At 74.0% G+C, this 19212-nt stretch carries 14 protein-coding genes; 6 read left to right on the top strand and 8 right to left on the bottom strand.

All coding sequences use genetic code 11. The features are described from left to right. Window positions 1-158: 158 nt before the first annotated feature. Window positions 159-1328 (top strand): lactate 2-monooxygenase, encoded by a 1170-nt coding sequence (locus ACF07N_RS24185; RefSeq protein WP_392116422.1) that lies wholly within the window; start codon window positions 159-161, stop codon window positions 1326-1328. Between the two features lie 58 nt (window positions 1329-1386). Here ACF07N_RS24185 and ACF07N_RS24180 read toward each other — a convergent pair whose 3' ends face one another. The 3 genes from ACF07N_RS24180 to ACF07N_RS24170 form a co-directional block, all read right to left on the bottom strand. Then, complete coding sequence (locus ACF07N_RS24180; RefSeq protein ID WP_392116419.1) at window positions 1387-3024, bottom strand: RICIN domain-containing protein; 1638 nt, start codon at window positions 3022-3024, stop codon at window positions 1387-1389. 291 nt (window positions 3025-3315) lie between these two features. Beyond that, window positions 3316-3693: a toxin Doc gene (locus tag ACF07N_RS24175; RefSeq protein WP_383347866.1), complete on the bottom strand. Its 378-nt coding sequence runs from the start codon at window positions 3691-3693 to the stop codon at window positions 3316-3318. Between the two features lie 3 nt (window positions 3694-3696). Further along, complete coding sequence (locus ACF07N_RS24170; RefSeq protein ID WP_248502253.1) at window positions 3697-3942, bottom strand: hypothetical protein; 246 nt, start codon at window positions 3940-3942, stop codon at window positions 3697-3699. Window positions 3943-4129: 187 nt separating this feature from the next. Between ACF07N_RS24170 and sigJ the strand changes: the two genes are divergently transcribed. After that, on the top strand, window positions 4130-5059 hold the full coding sequence (sigJ, locus tag ACF07N_RS24165; RefSeq protein WP_392116415.1) for an RNA polymerase sigma factor SigJ: 930 nt from the start codon (window positions 4130-4132) through the stop codon (window positions 5057-5059). Further along, the gene (locus ACF07N_RS24160) at window positions 5056-6537 is read left to right on the top strand and encodes a cytochrome bc complex cytochrome b subunit (RefSeq protein ID WP_392116412.1); all 1482 of its coding nucleotides are present in this window, start codon (window positions 5056-5058) and stop codon (window positions 6535-6537) included. The genes sigJ and ACF07N_RS24160 overlap by 4 nt, the downstream gene beginning before the upstream one ends. On the opposite strand, the gene ACF07N_RS24155 is transcribed toward ACF07N_RS24160, so the two are convergent. After that, window positions 6497-7285, bottom strand: coding sequence for an alpha/beta fold hydrolase (locus ACF07N_RS24155; RefSeq protein WP_392116410.1), 789 nt, complete (start codon window positions 7283-7285; stop codon window positions 6497-6499). The two genes, ACF07N_RS24160 and ACF07N_RS24155, sit on opposite strands and share 41 nt — an antisense overlap. Before the next feature lie 76 nt (window positions 7286-7361). Beyond that, a complete protein-coding gene (locus ACF07N_RS24150) occupies window positions 7362-9605 on the bottom strand; it encodes a glycoside hydrolase family 9 protein (protein ID WP_392116408.1) in 2244 nt (747 codons plus the stop codon). A gap of 375 nt (window positions 9606-9980) precedes the next feature. Here ACF07N_RS24150 and ACF07N_RS24145 point away from each other — a divergent pair, with 375 nt between their 5' ends. Beyond that, a complete protein-coding gene (locus ACF07N_RS24145) occupies window positions 9981-12365 on the top strand; it encodes a SpoIIE family protein phosphatase (RefSeq protein ID WP_392116406.1) in 2385 nt (794 codons plus the stop codon). Between the two features lie 117 nt (window positions 12366-12482). Beyond that, window positions 12483-13712, top strand: coding sequence for an SLC13 family permease (locus tag ACF07N_RS24140; protein WP_392116404.1), 1230 nt, complete (start codon window positions 12483-12485; stop codon window positions 13710-13712). Between the two features lie 56 nt (window positions 13713-13768). Here ACF07N_RS24140 and ACF07N_RS24135 read toward each other — a convergent pair whose 3' ends face one another. Together ACF07N_RS24135 and ACF07N_RS24130 are read right to left on the bottom strand one after the other, a co-directional pair. Further along, on the bottom strand, window positions 13769-16087 hold the full coding sequence (locus tag ACF07N_RS24135; RefSeq protein WP_392116402.1) for a ricin-type beta-trefoil lectin domain protein: 2319 nt from the start codon (window positions 16085-16087) through the stop codon (window positions 13769-13771). Between the two features lie 237 nt (window positions 16088-16324). Next, window positions 16325-17239 (bottom strand): helix-turn-helix domain-containing protein, encoded by a 915-nt coding sequence (locus tag ACF07N_RS24130; RefSeq protein ID WP_392116400.1) that lies wholly within the window; start codon window positions 17237-17239, stop codon window positions 16325-16327. Window positions 17240-17301: 62 nt separating this feature from the next. Here ACF07N_RS24130 and ACF07N_RS24125 point away from each other — a divergent pair, with 62 nt between their 5' ends. Further along, entirely contained in the window at window positions 17302-18141 is an 840-nt protein-coding gene (locus ACF07N_RS24125) for a phytanoyl-CoA dioxygenase family protein (protein WP_392116397.1), read from the top strand. Between the two features lie 12 nt (window positions 18142-18153). On the opposite strand, the gene ACF07N_RS24120 is transcribed toward ACF07N_RS24125, so the two are convergent. After that, the gene (locus tag ACF07N_RS24120) at window positions 18154-19122 is read right to left on the bottom strand and encodes an aldo/keto reductase (RefSeq protein WP_392116394.1); all 969 of its coding nucleotides are present in this window, start codon (window positions 19120-19122) and stop codon (window positions 18154-18156) included. Between the last annotated feature and the right edge of the window lie 90 nt (window positions 19123-19212).

The raw sequence follows: 19212 nt of genomic DNA, 5'->3' as shown, positions 1-19212 counted from the left end.
AGCACGGCGGGTACTGGCCGCCGCCGGGCCCGGAGGACTGCGCGGGGCTGGACGGCGAGGAGCCGCCGCCCCTGAGCCCCGCACCCTCCATACCGCTCGGTATCGTCGCTCGCACGGCACAGTCTCGACGAGGAGACGACGAGAGGCGGGGACGAGCGGTGGGCAAGCACTGGGCGGACTTCCAGTACGAGATCTATCTGAACGGCATCACGGGTGCCGTACCGCGGCTGCCCACCGATCTGACCCGGCTGGAGGAGCTGACCGGGCAGCGGCTCGGTCCCGGGCCGGTCGGCTACGTGGCGGGCAGCGCCGGAAGCGGCTCCACCGCCCGGGCCAACCGCGCGGCCCTGGAGCGCCGCCGGATCGTGCCGCGCATGCTCCGGGACGTACACGAGCGGGACCTGTCGGTCGAGGTGCTGGGCCGTGCCCTGCCCGCCCCGCTGGCGCTCGCCCCGGTCGGCGTGCTGTCGATCATGCACCCGGACGCCGAGCCGGCGGCGGCCCGGGCCGCCGCCGCGCAGGGCGTGCCGTACATCCTGTCCTCGGCGTCCAGCACCCCGATGGAGCAGGTCGCCGAGGCGATGGGCGGCGCCGAGCGGTGGTTCCAGCTGTACTGGCCGAAGGACCCGGAGGTGGCCCGGAGCTTCCTGGACCGGGCGAAGGCGGCGGGGTTCACCGTGCTCGTGGTCACCCTGGACACGCCGCTGCTGTCCTGGCGGCCCCGCGACCTCGACCAGGCCTACCTGCCGTTCCTGCACGGCGTCGGCACGGCCAACTACTTCTCCGATCCGGCGTTCCAGGCGGGTCTGGCCAGGCCGGTGCACGAGGATCCGAACGCGGCCGTGATGCGTTTCGTCGGCCTGTTCTCGGACCCGGCCAAGACCTGGCCGGACCTGGCGTTCCTGCGGGAGAACTGGGACGGGCCGATCGTCCTCAAGGGTGTCCTGCACCCGGACGACGCCCGGCTGGCCGCGGACGCGGGCATGGACGGAGTGGTCGTCTCCAACCACGGCGGACGGCAGGTGGCGGGCTCCGTCGCCGCGGCGGACGCGCTCCCCCGTGTCGTGGAGGCCGTCGGCGACCGGCTCACCGTCCTGTTCGACAGCGGCGTGCGCACCGGCGACGACGTCTTCAAGGCCCTCGCCCTGGGCGCCCGCGCCGTCCTGCTCGGCCGTCCCTACGTCTACGGCCTCGGCCTGGACGGGCAGGCGGGCGTCGAGCACGTCATCCGCTGTCTGCTGGCCGAACTCGACCTGACCCTCGCCCTGTCGGGTCACGCCACGCCGCGCACGATCGGCCCGGACGACCTCGTCGAGGACCCGGCCTGACGACGGGGCCGCGCGGCGGGTGCGCCGCGCGGCCCCGCCCGGTCCGGGGGGTCCCGGTTCACCCGGTCCGGCCGGCCGGACCGGTCACCTGGCGGGCCGCCGGGCTCTCCTGCTCCTCGATCGACAGGGAACCCGACGCCGTCGGCACGGGTTCGGCCTGCCAGCGCTGGGCGTCGGAGCGGTCGCGGACCTTGACCACGATGTCGGCGTCCGGGTCATCGTCCGCGGGCGTCACGGCGAGCTGCTCGTCCCAGCGGGGCAGCAACTCCCCCCGCACGGTCAGGTCGTAGCGCACGTCGTCGCCCCGCTCGGCATCCTCGTCGGCGCAGGTGCCGAGGACCACGACGCCGGCGTCCTTGTGCGAATCCAGGCACAGCCCGGGATCCGCGACGCTGCGCAGCGACCCGTCCTTCTCGTACGTCCACTGCTGGGTCCACACCGCAGAACACGGCGCCAGCTTCACCCCCGAGCCCTCCCTGGGCAGGTCCCGGATGTCGAGGCAGAGGCCGGCGCCGGTGTTGCGCAGCCGCGTCACCGCCGGTGCCGTGGGCAGTCCGGCCGTGCCGGGCGGCGCCGCGGACGTGGCGCCGTCGCCTCCGGTGGCGCTGTCGGAGCCGGCCGGGTCGGCCCCGCCGCCGTCGTACGACGTGGCGTTGATGAGGAGCACGGTCATGAGCACCCCGGCCGACACCGCGCCGACGCCCGAGAGCAGCGCCCGGGAGGACCGCAGCGCCTGCGGGACGCGTACGCCCGCGACCCGGTGGGCCGGCAGCGGGATCCTGGAGAGCAGCCGGCGGCCCCCGGCGCCCCGCCGCCCGCCGCCGCGCCGGCCGGGGCGCCCGCCCCTGGTGCCGTGCGGGGCCCGGCCCGGACGGGAGTCCAGATAGCGCCGGGCGCCCCAGCCGAGCACCGCCTCGGCGATCAGCGGACCCAGCGGGCCCTCGAAGTGACTCAGTTGCTCGGCCGCGTCCCGGCAGTAACGGCACTGGTCCACGTGGTCCTGGACGTCCGGCAGGAGGGCGCCGCCCCGGCGGATCGGGACGTCCAGCAGGCGGTTGTAGAACCGGCAGTCCTGCGTCGGCGCGAGTTCGCGGTGGGCGCGTACGCAGCCTTCGCGGAATGCGGCGCGTGCCTGTTCGAGCGCGGCCGAGGCGATCTCGGTGTCCATGCCCAGCAGACCGGCCGGGACGGTTATGGGATCGGCCTCGACCTCGACGTGCCAGAGCAAACAGCGCGCGGCCGGCGGAAGTGCCTGGAATGCCCGCTCGGCGAGGACACGGTTTTCGGGCGTCATGGTGGCGGCCGCGCGCAGCCCGCGGCCTCCGGCCGGTTTCTGCAGGGCGGGCAGAACGGCCGATATTCGATCGTCGCCCGACCACTCACGGATCGTGTCGCGCACGGTCACCAGAAGGGCCGGACGCAGCGCGACGGCCGACTCGCCGAAGGCGAGACGGTTGAGGGTCCGGTGGAAGGCGGTTGCGGTGACCATCGCGGCGACCTGCGCCGACGAGGCGAGGCAGATCACCGCGTAGTCGTGCACCGGCTGCCAGTGCCGCGCTTTGAGCAGCGCGACGGAATGGGCGGCGACCTCGCCCTCCGGGCTGCCTCTCAGCGGCGCGGCGAGGCTTTCGTCGGATTCCCCCGGATCCCCGCCGGGCGGGGGATAAGGAGGACGAGGGGGGTGGGGGGTGGGCACTGAGATGGTTCCTTCCCACGCGCAGGTGGCTCACAGAAGTCCTGCCGCCGAAAAAGGGAGCCCGGTTGGTGCGTACCTTTTTGGGCGTGGCGCGGGGGGCACGAATTCGCCGACGGCGAATCGGACCCGGTCAACAAAACCCGTGCGACTCTTGGCCATTCCCCCCGCACGTCCGTTTCACTCTTCCACAACCCCCACACGGCCAACAAGGCGCACGGACGACATCCCCGCCATTGACAGAAAGTCAGAAAGGGAACGCCCACCCGCAGGTCGCACCGGTTTTCGACCTTTTCAGATCTGCCAGGCGCGCAGCCGGTCGGCCGCTCCGTACACGTCGGTGCCGCCGGACATCAGGTCACGGGCCAGGTCGACCAGGGCGCCGTACGGCGGGTCGATGCCGACCCCGCTGACGAACATGTACGCCACGGCGGTCGCGCAGGCGAAGCGGGCGTTGGCCGAAGGCAGCGGCCGGAGCACGGCCAGGGTGTGCAGCAGCGCGGCGGCCCGCCAGGCCGGGTCGGAGTCGACACCGAGGCGCGGCGGGTCGACGCGGTGCCGGGCGACCGCTGCGACCAGCGCGGAGAAGTCGTTGATCGTGGGCTGGTCCGGAAGGACCTCTTCGTGGCGCTGGAGCAGCCAGGGCACGTCGATGTGGAGGACGGGTGCCATCGGTCAGGCGGCCCGGCCCTCGCCCCTGGCGGGCGGCTCGTCGTCGGGGAAGGCGGCGGCGAACTCGTCGGCGTGGGTGGCGAAGAACCGCCGGAAGGCCTCCGCGCCCTCCTGCAGCGCCCGGTGGCGGGCTATGTCGGCCGCGGCCGCCTCCCGCACGAGTGCCTTCATGGACGTACCGCGCTCCTTGGCGATCTGCCGCAGGTCCTCAAGTTCGCGGTCGCTGAACTCGACGTTGAGAGCTGGCATGCCTCCACGGTACCGCCGGGGGTACTGGGTCGTAAATAGCCGCAGGTCAGAGCGGACCGAGGACGGTACCGGCGAAATGCCCCAGCCGCCCGGCACGTGAGAGGTGGGTCACATCCGCCGGTGCGGTGTCACATTCCGGGGCCCTGCCCGGCTCGCAGTGGTGAGCGCGTTCCTGGGAGGGCCACGCATGACCGAGATCTCCGCACCCCGCACCGACTCCCCGCTCGACGCGGCGACCGGGGTGTTCGTCGACCACCGCGAGCTGCTGTTCGGCGTCGTCTACACCATGCTCGGCAGTGTCGCCGACACGGAGGACGTCCTGCAGGACACCTGGCTGTCCTGGACCGCACGCGGCGGCGCTCCCCTGGACGGCGTCGACAACCCCCGCGCCTATCTGGTCCGGGTCGCGGTCAACCACGCGCTGCGCCGCCGCGCCGCCGTCAGCCGCCGGCGGGAGACCTACGTCGGCCCGTGGCTGCCCGAGCCGCTGGTCGCCGACGAGGACGCCAGCACCGCCGAGGGCCCGGCCCTGCGCGCCGAGTCGGTGTCACTGGCGATGCTGGTGGTCCTGGAGTCGCTGACACCGCTGGAGCGGGCGGTGTTCGTGCTCGGTGAGGTGTTCGGCTATCCGCACGCCGAGATCGCCGGGATCATCGACCGCTCCCCCGCCGCCGTGCGGCAGCTCGCGCACCGGGCCCGGGAGCACGTGCACGCGCGGCGGCCGCGTTTCCAGGCGCATCCGAGAGTGCGGCGGGAGGCCACCGAACGGTTCGTGCGCGCGGCGCTCGGCGGGGACATCGGCGAGCTGATGGAGGTCCTCGCGCCGGACGTCACGGCCTGGACGGACGCCGGCGGCAAGCGCAGGCGCGCGGGGCTGCGCCCGGTGCACGGCCGGGACAAGGTGGCACGGCTGCTCACCTCCGGCCGGGGCGGTCCGGACCACCCCGTGTGGCGCTACCGGCGCGTCAACGGCGACGACGCGGCGGTGCTGTTCGACGGCGACGCGCCCTACGCCGTCCTGGTCCTGGACCTCACCCCGGAGGGCGACCGGGTGCGCGGCGTCTACGTCGTGGCCAACCCGGACAAGCTGGCGCACCTGCCCAGGGGCACGGCGTGAGCGCGGGGCGGGGCGAGCGGGTCGCCGACTGGTTCGACGGCCGGCTCGGGACCCACACGCTGGGCAGGAAGTACCTGCGCAAGGTGTTCCCGGACCACTGGTCCTTCCTGCTGGGCGAGATCTGCCTGTACGCCTTCGCCGTGCTGGTCCTCACCGGCGTGTACCTGACGCTGTTCTTCCACCCGTCGATGAACGAGGTGGTCTACGACGGGAGTTACACGCCGCTCAACGGGGTGCGCATGTCGGAGGCGTACGCCTCCACGCTGGACATCAGCTTCGACGTGCGCGGCGGGCTGCTGATCCGGCAGCTGCACCACTGGGCGGCGCTCGTCTTCGCCGCCGGGATGCTGACGCACATGATGCGGCACTTCTTCACCGGCTCGTTCCGCAAGCCGCGCGAGATCAACTGGCTGTTCGGCTGGCTGCTGCTGTTCCTCGGCCTGTTCGAGGGGCTGTTCGGCTACTCGCTGCCGGACGACCTGCTGTCGGGCACGGGCCTGCGGTTCGTGCACGGCGCGCTGCTGTCGGTGCCGATCGTGGGCACGTACCTGGCGATGTTCCTGTTCGGCGGGGAGTTCCCCGGCGACGACATCGTGGCCCGCTTCTACGCGCTGCACGTGCTGCTGGTCCCCGGGGTGATGGCCGCCCTGATCGTGGTCCACGTGCTGCTCGTCGTGTACCACAAGCACACGCAGTTCGCGGGGCCCGGGCGGACCGAACGCAACGTCGTGGGGGCGCCGTTCCTGCCCGTGTACCTGGCGAAGGCGGGGGGCTTCTTCTTCCTGGTCTTCGGGGTGCTGGCGCTGATCTCCGCGGTGGCGACGGTCAACCCGGTCTGGTCGTACGGCCCCTACCGCGCCGACCAGGTGTCCGCGGGCGCCCAGCCCGACTGGCACCTGGGCTTCGCGGAGGGGCTGGTGCGGATCATGCCCGGCTGGGAGGTCACGCTGTGGGGTCACACCCTGGTGCCGGGTGTCCTGATCCCCGTCGTGGTGTTCCCGCTGCTGCTGGTGTTCATCGGGGTGTACCCGTTCCTGGAGGCCCGCTTCACCGGCGACCGGCACGAGCACCATCTGCTGGACCGGCCCCGCAACCGCCCGGTGCGCACGGCGATCGGGGCGGCCTGGATCGGTCTGTACCTGGTCCTGCTGGCGGGCGGCGGCAACGACATCGTGGCGACCCGCCTCCACCTGTCGATCAACACGGTGACGTGGGCGGTGCGGGCCGGGACGGTCGCGGTGCCGGTGGTGGTCTTCGTGGTGACCCGGCGGATCTGCCTGGGACTGCAGGCACGCGACCGGGAACTGGTGGCGCACGGCCGGGCGACGGGGGTGATCGAACGGTTGCCGCACGGCGCGTACGTGGAGGTGCACGAGCCGCTCGACCCGGCGCGGCTGCACACGCTGACCGCGCACGAGCGGCCCGGGGATCCCGTCGTCAGGAGCGGGCGCGGCAGAACTCCCGGACGGTCCGGTTGAACGCCTCCGTGGCCTCGATGTTGCTGAGGTGCCCGACGCCGGGCAGGACGACCAGCGTGGCCTCGGGGATCGCGGCGAGGAACGCGCGGGCCACGGGATCCACGGGCGAGCGCCGGTCGAGTTCGCCCCACAGCAGCAGCGTCGGCACGGTGATCGCGGGCAGCAGGCCGCTGAGGTCGGCCTCGGCCATCACGGTCAGCTCGGTGCGCATGCTGCCGGGCCGGGTGGCGGCCGACATGACCGAGAGCAGGCGCACGGCCTCGGCCGGTGGTGTCCCGGCGAACAGACCCGGCAGGGTCGGTGCGAACTCCTGCGGCGGGACGGCGAGCATCCGCTCGGCTCCCTCGACCCGGGCCCGCACCTCGGCGGGCAGGGAACCCTTCCAGCCGGCGTAGGTGTCGACGAGGAGCAGCGTCCGGACGAGCCCGGGGGTGCGCCGGTAGAGCTCCAGTACCACCGTCCCGCCCCAGGACAGGCCCAGCAGGTGGGCGGGGCCGAGGCCCACGTCCTCGACGACCGCCGCGAGGCAGCGGGCGTAGTCGGCCAGGGTGAAGCCGGCGGGTACGTCGGAGGAGCGCCCGGCGCCCGGCTCGTCCCAGGCGACGACGGTGAACTCGTCGGCCAGGTCCCGCAGCTGCCCCTGGAACAGGCGGGCGTCGGTCGTCGCGCCGTGGGCGAGCACCAGGGGCGGGCCCTGACCCACCCGGTCGTACGCGACCTCGATGCCGTCGACCCGCACCGCCTGCATGGCACCAGGCTACGCGCGGGTGCCGGAGGCGTCCTGCCGTGCGGACGCCTCCGGCACCATGGCGGCACCCGGGGGGCTAGCCCTGGTCCGCCACGAAGGAGGCCACGCGGGTCAGGGCGGCGTTCCAGTTGATCGTGTGCTCGTTGGTCGACCAGGACTGGATGTCGTCGATGTAGCAGAACTGGCCGACGCAGCCCTGCAGCTTGCTCTGCGCGTAGGGGTCCTGGATGCTCGAGTTCGGGCCTCCCGCGAGGGTTCCCTTCGGCGGGCTCGGCTGGTTCGGGTCGAGCTGGCGGGCGTACCAGCGGCTGTGCTGGTTCTGGGCGCTGACCTCGCCGTAGCCGGTGACGTAGGAGATGTTCAGCGCGTTGCGGCCCAGGATGTAGTCCATGCTCTGGATCGCGCCGTCACGGTACTTCGAGGCGCCGGTGATGTCGTACGCGGTGGCGAGGACGACGGCGTTGTTGAGGATCTGGTGGCTGGAGCCCCAGTCGTACTTGTCGCCGTCGGGGGCGTACGGCATGCCGTAGGGGTGTGCCTTGAGCGTGGCCAGGTAGCGGTCCGCGCCCTCGATCACGGACCGGCGCACCTGGTCCCGGCCGGGCAGCCGGCTGGGCACCGTGGCGAGGTCGAGCCGGCCGGCCGCGCCGGTGCGGGCCCAGTCGAAGCCGATCGGCTTGAAGAGGTCGGCCGTGTGGACCGGGGACTTCAGGAGGTACTCCTCGAACCGCTTCTCCCCCGTGGAGAGGTACAGCTCGGCCGCCGCCCAGTAGAAGTCGTCGCTGACGTCGCTGTCGGCGTAGGCGCCGCCGCCGATGCCGTCGCTTTCCGAGGCCAGGCGGTCGGGGTGGGCGAGCGCCGCCGCCCAGGCCTTGCGCGCGGCGGCCAGCGCCTTGCCGGCGAACGCCTTGTCGTGGGGCCGGTACAGGCGGGCCGCCTGCGCGGCCGTGGCGGCCAGGTTCAGGGTCGCGGCCGTGGACGGCGGGTGCAGCTCGCGCTTCTGCGGGTCGTCATGGGGCATCAGCGGCAGGCCGGTCCACTGCTCGTCGTGCATCTTGTGGTGGGCCATGCCGGCCAGCGGCTTGCCGTCCGGGACCTGCATCTTCAGCAGGAACTCCAGCTCCCAGCGGGCCTCGTCGAGCAGGTCCGGCACCTTGTTGCCGCTCTCGGGCAGGGCGAGGCTGCCGTCGCCGAGCTTGCCGGGGTCGCCGGTGCGGGCGTGCAGGGCGCGCTCATAGGTGCTGAGCAGCTCCCAGGTGGAGATGCCGCCGTTGACGACGTACTTGCCGTGGTCGCCGGCGTCGTACCAGCCGCCGCTGACGTCGAGCGTGTAGTCGCAGACTCCCGGCTGGCAGGGAACGGCCGTGTCGCCCTGGTTGGGTGCCACGCCGACGTGACCGGCCGGGCGGCCGTAGCCGGGCCGCAGGTCGTCGCGTATCGCGATGCCGCTGCGCTGCGTGTAGTAGTACTTCGCCGCGTCCAGGCGGAGCCGCTCGTAGGCGCTCGCGTCGATGTCGAAGGGGCGGCTGGTCTCACCGTCGGCGGTGAGCGTGTAGCCGGAGCCCTTCTTCCGGTAGGCGCCGAAGTCGATGGAGTGCACGTTCTGCCCGGAGGAGGAGTCGACACCGCGCGGCACGGTGGTGCCCCGGGCGACGACCGTGCCGCCGCTGTTCTTCAGCTCCCAGGGCAGCTTCGCCGTGGCATCGGTGACGAGGGTGGCGTTCTTCGGCCCGCCGGGCAGGTAGGCGACCTGGTTGACGCGGACCCGGGGCCCGGTGTCGGGCTCGTACGGCTCCGGGGTCACCCCGCCGAGCAGGGACACGTCGTCCATGCAGAACCGCCACGGGTCGGCGCTGCCGCCGAGCTGGAAGCCGACCTGGCCCTGAGCCGTGTCGACGGGCGAGGTGAAGGTGTACGAGTAGGTGTCGCCGGAGACGCTGAGCTGCGGCGTCACCTCGTGGTAGGTGTCGTACGGCGCCACGGACAGGCCCACGATCGCCCGCACCACGTGCCCGGCGGGGGTGCCGGTCGCCTGGAACGAGAAGCGGTACGACTCCCCCTTCACCAGCGTGATGTCGTTCTGCCCGACGGCGGCGTCCCAGCGGTTGGTGGTGCCGCCGGGCACGTCGGCGCACAGCCGGCCGTCGGACAGACCGGCGGTGACGTTGCTGGTCGTCCACCACGGTTCGGTGGTGGTGTCGAAGGTGCCGTTCCTGACCTGTTCGACCTCCTCGGCTCCGGCCGGTGCGGCGGGCAGCGCGGTGAGCGCGGTCGCCAGCAGGGCCGTCAGGGACAGCAGAGCGGTTCTGCGTCGTTTCACGTCTGGGCTCCTCTGGGGAGGTGCGGGTGACGCTCGGCGTGGGAGCGCTCCCAGAAGCGGGACGGAGGACATCGTTGTGGCAGGGGTGACGCCGCGTCAACGGTCCGGACAGGACTCCGCCTTCGACGGGTACCGCACGCCCGTACCGGCCCCGGCGCCGGCCGTCGCGGGCCGTCGGTGCGCGGCCGGACGTACCCCGCGCCTCATCGGCGGCCCCCGCTCCCGTCCCGGCCGCCCCCTCGGCCGGGATCCCGGCCCCGGCCGCGTGCCCCGGGGCCGCACGGGGGTTACCCGTCCACGCCGGGCGTCCACGGACTAGTCTGGAACTCAAGTGACTGCCCTGATCACTGTGAGTGTCCGCATGGAGTGGCGACGATGAGCCCGGACGAGCCGTTCGACGATGGCGTGGCCGCCCGTGCCGTCATCGCCGCCGACGGCACGCTCACCGAGTGGAGCGAGGGCGCCCGCCGCCTGCTGGGGCACACCGCCGACGAGGTCGTGGGCCGCCCGGCCGTGGAACTGCTGGCCGACGGCGCGGACCCACCGCCCACGCCCGTCGACGCCCGCTGGAGCGGCACCCTGGGGCTGCGCCACCGCGACGGCCGCACGGTGTCCGTGTGGGTCCTCGCCCACCGCAGGCCCCCCGACGGCCCGGAGGCCACCGACTGGCTCGCCGTGGCGCCGCCCGGGATGCCGGACGGGGGCGGCCCGGACGACCCGCTGCTGCGGGCGGCCCTGGCGCAGTCCCCCTGCGCCATGATGATCTTCGACGAGCGGTTGCGGCTGCACGGCGTCAACGACGCCATGGCGGAGCTCGTGGGGCTGCCCGCCGACCGCCTGCGCGGGCTGCGGCCCACCGACATCGGCAGCCGGCCGCAGAGCCGCGAGCTGGAGGAGCACCTGCGCCGGGTGCTGCACACCGGCCGCCGGCACGACATGCAGACGTACATGAAGGCCACCGGCGAGGACCGGGGTCCGCACGCCTGGCTCGCCAGGATCGCCCCGCTCACCGACGACGAGGGGCGGGTACGGGGCGTGTGCGTGACCGCCCACGACTTCTCCGACCAGTACCGCTCACGGGAGCGGCTCCAGCTGGTCAACGAGGCGAGCGTGCGCATCGGCACCACCCTCGACGTCACCCGTACGGCCCAGGAGCTGGCGGACGTGTGCGTCCCGGCGCTCGCCGACTTCGTCAGTGTCGACCTGCTCGATCCGCGCGACGGCGGCGAGCCGCCGGGACCGGCCGCGCCTCCGGTGAGCCTGCGCCGGGCCGCCCACCGGTCGGTCGACCCGGGCAGCCCGGAGGCGGTCGCCAAACCCGGCCAGGTGGACGTCTACCCGGAGGACTCCCCGCAGGCCGCCTCCCTGGTGGCGGGCCACACGGTCGTGGCCTCCGGGAGCTCCGCCGACCTGGAGCGGTGGCTCGCCTGGGACCCGGTCCGCTTCCGGCGGGTCCGCGAGTACGGCATCCACTCCACGATGTCCGTCCCGCTCCAGGCCCGCGGCGCCACCCTCGGTGTCGCCGTCTTCACCCGCTTCCGGCGCCCGGAGCCCTTCACCGACGACGACGTGCTGCTGGCCGAGGAGGTCACCGCCCGCGCCGCCGTGTGCATCGACAACGCCCGCCGCTACTCCCGCGAGCGCGAGACCACCCTCACGCTCCAGCGCAGCCTGCTGCCCCGCACCCTGCCGCGCACGGCGGCGGTGGAGGCCGCCTCCCGCTACCTGCCCGCCACCCGCTCCGGTGTGGGCGGCGACTGGTTCGACGTGATCCCGCTGTCCGGGATGCGGGTCGCCATGGTCGTCGGGGACGTCGTCGGGCACGGCATCCAGGCCTCGGCCACCATGGGCCGGCTGCGCACGGCCGTGCGCACCCTCGCCGACATCGATCTGGCCCCCGACGAACTGCTCACCCACCTCGACGACCTGGTCGTCCGGCTCTCCCAGGAGTCCGGCGGCGGTGACGCGGACGCCGGCGAGGTGGGCGCGACCTGCCTGTACGCGGTGTACGACCCGGTGTCCCGGCGCTGCACCCTGGCCCGCGCCGGGCACCCGCAGCCGCTGCTGGCCCCGCCGGACGGCCCGGCCCGGCAGCTCGACCTGCCCTCCGGACCGCCGCTCGGGGTCGGCGGGCTGCCCTTCGAGTGCGCCGAGGTGGACCTGCGGGAGGGCAGCGTCCTGGCGTTCCACACGGACGGGCTCCTCGCCGGCCGCGAACGGGACCTCGACGCGAGCCGGCGGATGCTCCGCGAGGCCCTGTCGGCGCCCGCCGGCTCCCTGGACGAGACCTGCGACCGCGTGCTGCACGCCCTGCTCCCGCCGGGCGGTTCCGCCGACGACGTGGCCCTGCTCCTCGCCCGCACCCGTGGCCTGCCCTCCTCGCAGGTGGCGACCTGGGACATCCCGGCCGACCCGGCGCTGGTCGCCCCCATCCGCAAGCAGGTCGTCGACCAGCTCGAACGCTGGGAACTGCTGGAGGCCACGTTCACCGCCGAGCTGGTCGTCAGCGAGCTGGTCACCAACGCCATCCGCTACGGCGCCCCGCCCATCAGGCTCCGGTTGATCCACGACGCGTCCACGCTGATCTGCGAGGTCTCGGACACCAATCACACGGCACCGCACCTGCGGCGGGCGAAGACCTGGGACGAGGGCGGCCGGGGCCTGCTCCTGGTCGCGCAGCTGACCCAGCGCTGGGGCAGCAGGCACACCACCGAGGGCAAGACGATCTGGGCGGAGCTGGCGCTGCTCGACGAGGTGTGATCCGGCTCGCGCCGCGGTTCTTTGCGCGTTCTTACCTTCACCTGCTTCGCTGTTCGGGCACCGCTTGCCCGCGTCCCGGAGGACCCCCTGCACACCCCGCTCGCCGAAGTTCTGTCCGTGACGCTGCTGGCCGCCGTGCTCCTGTGGGCCGTCGCGCGCCCCAAGGGGCTCCCCGAAGCCGTGCTGGCGGTGCCGGCCGCCGGGCTCGCGGTCGCCGTCGGCGTCATCTCACCGGCTCACGCCTGGGAGGAGATCCAGCGGCTCGGCCCCGTGGTCGGCTTCCTCGCGGCCGTCCTGGTGCTCGCCCACTTCTGTGACGTCGAAGGGCTCTTCACCGCCTGCGGGGCGTGGATGGCCCGCTGGGCCGCGGGGCGCCCCACCCGGCTGCTGACCGCGGTGTTCGCGCTGGCCTCCGTCAGCACGGCCGTGCTCAGCCTGGACGCCACGGTCGTCCTGCTCACCCCGGTGGTGCTCGCCACCGCCACCCGCATGGGCGTCCGGGCCCGACCGCACCTGTACGCCTGCGCCCACCTGTCGAACACCGCCTCGCTGCTGCTGCCGGTCTCCAACCTGACCAATCTGCTGGCCTTCACGGCGAGCGGGCTGAGCTTCACCCGCTTCGCGGCCCTGATGGCCCTGCCCTGGCTGGTCGCCATCGCCGCCGAGTACCTGGTGTTCCGGCGGTTCTTCGACGACGATCTGACGGCGCCGCTCCCCTCCCCCGAGGCCGCCGGGCCGCCCGAGCCGCTCCCGCTGTTCGCGCTGGTCACGGTCGGCTGCACGCTCGCCGGGTTCGTGGTGGCCTCCGCGGCCGGCTTCGCACCGGCGTGGGCCGCGCTGGCCGGGGCGCTGGTGCTGGCCGGGCGGGCCCTGCTGCGGCGGCGGGCCACCCCGCTGACGGTGGTGCGCTCGGCGGCACCGGCCTTCCTGGCGTTCGTGCTGGCGCTCGGCGTCGTCGTGCGCGCGGTCGTCGACCACGGGCTGGCCGACGCGCTGCGGCGGGCGCTGCCCGGCGGTGCCGGTCTGCTCACCCTGCTGGGCGTGGCCGCCCTGGCCGCCGTGCTGGCGAACCTCATCAACAACCTGCCGGCCGTGCTCGTGCTGCTGCCGCTGACCGCGCACGCCGGTCCCGGTGCCGTGCTGGCCGTGCTGCTGGGTGTGAACATCGGCCCCAACCTGACCTACGCCGGGTCGCTGGCGACCCTGCTGTGGCGGCGCATCGTGCAGCAGCACGGGCAGCGGGTCGGGCTCGGGGAGTTCACCCGGCTCGGGCTGCTCGCCGTACCGGCCGCGCTGGTGCCGGCCGTGGTGGCGCTGTGGCTGTCGCTGCGCGTCCTCGGGACCTGAGGGACGGGAGCGGCGCCGGGTCGCCGGGGGCCCGGCGTGAGGGGTGGCGTCCGGGGTCAGCGGCCGCCGTCCCCTCCGTAGCCGTCAGGGCCGTAGCCGCCGTAGCCGTAGCCGGGGTAGCCGTACCCGTAGCCGGGACGGCCGTACCCCGGGGAGCCGTACCGGCCGTCCTCGTCGCAGTGGTGGCCGTAGCGGTCGCAGGACGGTGCGCCGGAAGCCGTGCCGCTCGGCACGGGTGAGGCGGGACTCGCCGACGCGGCGGGTGGGGGCGCGGTCGTCCCGGCGGGGATGGGGGCGGCCGTCCGGGTCGGCGCGAACCTCGGGGACGGCAGGGCGACGTCCCAGGTGACGGCCTCCATCCGCAGGTCGGCCTTGGAGGTGTCGACGACCCAGCGCTGCGCGTCCTGGTCCGCGCGGGCCTTGACGACCAGGGCTCCGGACCCGTCCGTCGCGGCCGGGGCGAGGGCCAGGTCCTGGTCCCAGCGGGGTACCAGGGCGCCTTGCCGCGTGAAGTCGTAACGGACGTTCCTGGAGTCCGGCTGGGCCGCGCCCGTGCAGGGGGCGAGCCGCACGGAGTACCCGAGACGCGAGTCCAGGCACAGCTCGGGAGCGGCGCCGCTGCGCAGCAGGCCGTCGGTCTCGTACGTCCACTGCTGGGTGGTGTCGGTGGAGCACGGGACGAGTTCGGCTTCCGCGTCCTCGACGACCCTCTCCCCCTCGACGCCGACGCACAGGCCTGAGCCGACGTTGTGCAGCCGGCCGCGCAGGGCGCCGTTCCCGGCGTCGCCCGCCCCGGCCCACGACGGATCGCGGGTCCGCTCCGTCGCGTCGGGGCCGGGTGCCTCCTCCGCACCGCGCCCGGCGCCGGACGGGTTGCCGTCCCCCGCCACGGACCACAGGACCAGCGGCAGCACCACCAGGCCGCCGACGGTCAGGACGCCCGCGGTGAGGTGACGGCGGCGGGCGGCGCGGCGGGCCGCTTTGTGGGCGGATCTGCGGGCGGCGGCCCGGGCCCCGGGCGGGCGCCCGCCGGGGGCGCCGGCGGGCGGTGCCGGGGCCGCGGGGGCGGGAACGGGGGCGGGGTCCGGGGGGCTGAGGGCTTCCGGGTCCCGGGCGACGGCCGGGGGCGCGGAGCCGCCCCCGGCCGCGGCTCCGGGGGGGTCGGTGAACGACTCCCCGATCGCCCCCGCGAGGACGACCGGGTCCGGGAAGGCCTCCCGGGCGGCACGGGAGGGCCCTGCGACGCCGGCCGGATGGGCGGGATCGGGGAGGTCGGCGGGACTGGCGGGGCCGACGGCGCCGACAGGATCGGCGTTACCGACGGGACCCATTGGACGTGTGGGACCGGCAGGACCGGCGGGTCCGGTGAACCGGGCCGGCCCGGCAGAACCGGCAGGGTCGGCGTAGTGGGCACGACCGGCGGAGCCCGCGGGACCGGCGGAGCCCGCACGACCGCCGGAGCCCGCGGGACCGGCGGAACGCTCCGGCCCGGCCGGGCCGAAAGGGCCGGCGAAACCGGGGGGCTCGCCGACGGCGGAGTCTCCCGCGGCCGCGCGCCGCCGGTCCTCCGCGTACTGCCGTCCGCCCCAGCCGAGCACCGCCTCCGCCAGGGCGGCGCCGAGGCCGCTGTTGAAGTGACCGAGCTGGTCGGCGGCGGCGCCGCAGTGCCCGCACCGGCCGATATGCGCGCGTAGATCCGGGTCGATGTCCCGCCCGCCCCGCCGGTACGTCACGTCCAGCAGACGGAGGTAACGCCGGCACTCCTCGTCGGGGGCGAGTTCGCGGTGCAACTGGAGGCACTCCTCGCGCAACCGGCCGCGGGCGCGCTCCAGTTCGACGCGCGCGCCCTCCTCGTCGAGACCGAGCAGCCCGGCGGGCGCCGTCAGCGGCTCCGCCTCGACCTCGACGTGCCACAGCAGGCAACGGGCGGACTGGGGCAGCCGCGGGAAGGCCCCGGACAGCAGGCGCCGGTGCGCCGGGGGCAGCAGCCGGGCGGCCGGCCGCTCCCCGTCCTCGCACCGCAGACCGGGGTGGAGGGTGTCGCGCCGGTGGTCACCGGCCCACTCGGCCGCGATGCGCCGTACGGTCACGAGCAGATGGGGGCGCCAGGCGGAGGACGGGCCGTTCTGGCGCAGGGTCTCGCCAAAAAGCCGGGTGAACGCGGCGGTGGTGAGCATGCCGGCGGAGCGCGGGCCGTCGGTGCACAGCCGGGCGTAGGCGAAGGCCGCCTCCCAGTGCCGGTCCAGCAGCTCGCCGACGGGGTGCAGAGCGGGGCTGGCTCCGGTCCACTTCCTGAGCTCCGCGCTCAGCTGCTCGTCCGTCGGCCGGAACCCGCGGGCCGGGTCCGGTGAATTCGACGGGCCTGCGTCATTCACGCTGCATTCCTCTCGAGGACATGCGGAATAAGGTCCGGACCAAGGGGTATGCCGGCTCGTCGGCCTCGCGCACACAGATGAATGGTGTGTTGTCCGCACACCGACAGGGCACACCTTTGCACAGGTCAGCGACGGGGAACAAGAGATCTTCTGGTTTCGTGCATTGCGTGCGCGGCCAGCGCTTTTTGACAGAATGTCAACCAGCGCTTTCGAAAGGGATTTCCGCTCCCGCCGGATTCAGCGACGGGCCCGGTACGCCCCGGGCGGTTTCCCGTAGCGCTCCCGGAAGACCCGGTTGAAGTGGAAGGGACTGGCGAAACCGGAGGCCGCCGCGACGCGTTCCACGGGGAGGTCGGTGCTCTCCAGCAGCCGGGCCGCGTGCCGCAGCCGGGCCTCGCGCAGGGCCCGCATGGGTGACTGGCCGACTTGCCGGCTGAACAGGTGCGCGAAGCGGGAGGGCGACAGGGCGACGTCCGCGGCGAGCGAGCGGACGGTGTGCCGGGCACCGGGGTCGGCGGCGATCAGTTCCTCGGCCCGGCGGATCCGGGCGTCCACGCCCGGGCGCGGCGCCTCCGGCCGGGCACCGGCGGCGGCCAGCACGACGATCTCCTCCAGGGCGCACAGGGCGAGTTCACGGGCGGCGCTGCCGTGCGCGACGGCGACCTGCGCGTCGCCGGTACCGGTTTCGGGCGGTGCCCCGGTCCCGGTCCAGCGGGCGTCGGCGTGCATGCGCCGGAACGCCGCCGCCACCCGGTCGTGCAGTGCGGCCGGCACCGACGGCACCACGTACACACCGTCGCCGCTGCCGTACGGCCGCAGCCATCCGGTCCACGCCGGGCGGGCCTGGCAGTGCGCCCACCAGAACCGCCAGTGGCGGGCGCCCGGGTCGACCGCGTAGCCGTGCGGGACACCGGGGGCGAGGACGACGAGGTCGCCCGGGCCGGCCGCGGCCGTCGTACCGCCCTGCCACAGCCGCCCCCGGCCTCCCGTGGTCCATGTGACGAGCCAACTGGCAGAGCCCCGCGGCCGGTTGACAGCGTATCCCGGGGACTGGTCGAAGTGGCCGAGCACGACCAGGCCGGGCGGCGGGGCCGGGTCACCGCCGCCCTCGCTCCCGGCGGTCCCGGGCAATCCGTCAGCACGCACGGGCATCCTCCTCGACGGCACGGCGGCCTAGCGTGGGACGCGAGGACACCGGACCGAGGAGAACGCACATGACAGTCACGGGCAACGGCGCCACCGGTGCCGCCATCCTGGACCAGGCCGGGCTGCGGCGGCACCGGGAGGGCTTCGAGGAGGACGGCTTCACGGTCGTCCGCGGGCTCTTCGGCACCGAGGAGATCGACCGGCTGTGCGGGAGGTTCGCGGCGCTGCGCGCGGCGGGCCCGGTGCCCGGGCACTTCGAGCCGCGCGCGACGGGCCCGGACGCGGATCCGCTGCACGTGTGGCCGCGGGTGATGCATCCGCACGAGATCGACGGCCTCGCGCGCGAGGTCCTGCTGGACGCCCGGCTGCGGACGGTGCTGGAGGCGCTGCTCGGGGAGGAGGTGCTGGCCGCGCAGAGCATGTTCTACTTCAAGCCGCCGCGCGCCCGGGGGCAGGCGCTGCACCAGGACAACTTCTACCTGCGGGTGGAGCCCGGCACGTGCGTGGCGGCGTGGGTGGCCTGCGACGTGATCGACCGGGAGAACGGCGGTCTTGAGGTCGTGCCGGGCACGCACCGCATGGACCTGTTCTGCCCGGAGCCGGCGGACCCGGAGGTGTCCTTCGCGCGGGAGTACGTGCCGCCGCCGCCCGGGCTGGAGCCCGTGCCCGTCGACATGCGGCCCGGGGACGTGCTGTTCTTCAACGGCAGTCTGGTGCACGGCTCCGGGCCGAACCGTTCGCCCGACCGGTTCCGGCGCTCGTTCATCGGGCACTACGTGGGGCGGTCGGCCGAGCGGATCGGGGCGTTCTACCGGACCCTGACGATGGACGGGGCGCGGGTGGTGCTGCGGGAGAGCGAGGGCGCGGGGCCCTGCGGCACGGAGTTCGCGCCGCAGGGGCCCCACTAGCCGGGCGCGGCCTCAGTGACCGGCGATGGGGTGGGGAGCGTAGGGCCGTTCCAGCTCCTCCATTTCCTTGCCGTCGAGTTCCAGCTCCACCGCCGCCACCGCGTCCGTGAGGTGGTGCGGCTTGGACGCGCCGACGATGGGGGCGGTCACGGTGGACCGGTGCAGGAGCCAGGCGAGGGCGATCCGGGCGCGCGGCACGCCGCGGGCCCCGGCGATGCGGGTGACCGCCTCGACGATCGAGCGGTCGCCCTCCTGGTAGAGGGTGCTGCCGAAGGTGTCGGTGGCGCTGCGACCGGTCGTGGTGTCCCAGTCGCGGGTGAGGCGGCCGCGGGCGAGCGGGCTCCACGGCAGGACGCCCACGCCCTGGTCGGCGCAGAGAGGCAGCATCTCGCGCTCCTCCTCGCGGTAGAGCAGGTTGTAGTGGTTCTGCATGGAGACGAAACGGGTCCAGCCGTTCAGCCGGGCGGTGTACTGCATCTTGGAGAACTGCCAGGCATACATCGAACTGGCCCCGATGTAGCGGACCTTGCCCGCCTTGACGACGTCGTGCAGCGCCTCCATCGTCTCCTCGACCGGGGTGTGCGGGTCGAAGCGGTGGATCTGGTAGAGGTCGACGTGGTCCGTGCCGAGGCGGGTGAGGCTGCGGTCGAGCTCGGTCATGATCGCCTTGCGGGACAGTCCGCCGCCGTTGGGACCGGGGCGCATCCGGTTGTTCACCTTCGTCGCCAGCACGATCTCGTCACGCCGGGCGAAGTCGCGCAGGGCCCGGCCGACGATCTCCTCGCTGGTGCCGTCCGAGTAGACGTTGGCGGTGTCGAAGAAGGTGATGCCCGCCTCGACCGCCTGGCGGATCAGTGGGCGGGAGGCCTCCTCGTCGAGGGTCCACTCGTGCGTGCCGCGGTCGGGCAGGCCGTAGGTCATGCAGCCCAGACAGATCCGCGAGACGTCCAGGCCCGTCGAACCGAGCTTCACGTACTGCATCGTTGCCGCTCCTGCCATCGGGTGGGCTTCCACGGCCACCGTACGTGTTGGTGCGCACTCGAAGGCAGGGCCGCCCGACGGCCGTCGGCG

This window comes from Streptomyces sp. NPDC015242, from assembly GCF_043079125.1.
In the GTDB taxonomy this organism is placed as follows: domain Bacteria; phylum Actinomycetota; class Actinomycetes; order Streptomycetales; family Streptomycetaceae; genus Streptomyces.
The sequence above is the reverse complement of the archived record's forward strand: the minus strand, read 5'-3'. Positions and strand labels throughout refer to the sequence as shown.

Coding starts and splice junctions, on each gene's coding strand:
- ACF07N_RS24145 (WP_392116406.1), top strand. CDS start 9,981: ATGAGCCCGGACGAGCCGTTCGACGATGGCGTGGCCGCCCGTGCCGTC.
- ACF07N_RS24175 (WP_383347866.1), bottom strand. CDS start 3,693: ATGGCACCCGTCCTCCACATCGACGTGCCCTGGCTGCTCCAGCGCCAC.
- ACF07N_RS24130 (WP_392116400.1), bottom strand. CDS start 17,239: ATGCCCGTGCGTGCTGACGGATTGCCCGGGACCGCCGGGAGCGAGGGC.
- ACF07N_RS24125 (WP_392116397.1), top strand. CDS start 17,302: ATGACAGTCACGGGCAACGGCGCCACCGGTGCCGCCATCCTGGACCAG.
- ACF07N_RS24155 (WP_392116410.1), bottom strand. CDS start 7,285: ATGCAGGCGGTGCGGGTCGACGGCATCGAGGTCGCGTACGACCGGGTG.
- sigJ (WP_392116415.1), top strand. CDS start 4,130: ATGACCGAGATCTCCGCACCCCGCACCGACTCCCCGCTCGACGCGGCG.
- ACF07N_RS24170 (WP_248502253.1), bottom strand. CDS start 3,942: ATGCCAGCTCTCAACGTCGAGTTCAGCGACCGCGAACTTGAGGACCTG.
- ACF07N_RS24120 (WP_392116394.1), bottom strand. CDS start 19,122: ATGCAGTACGTGAAGCTCGGTTCGACGGGCCTGGACGTCTCGCGGATC.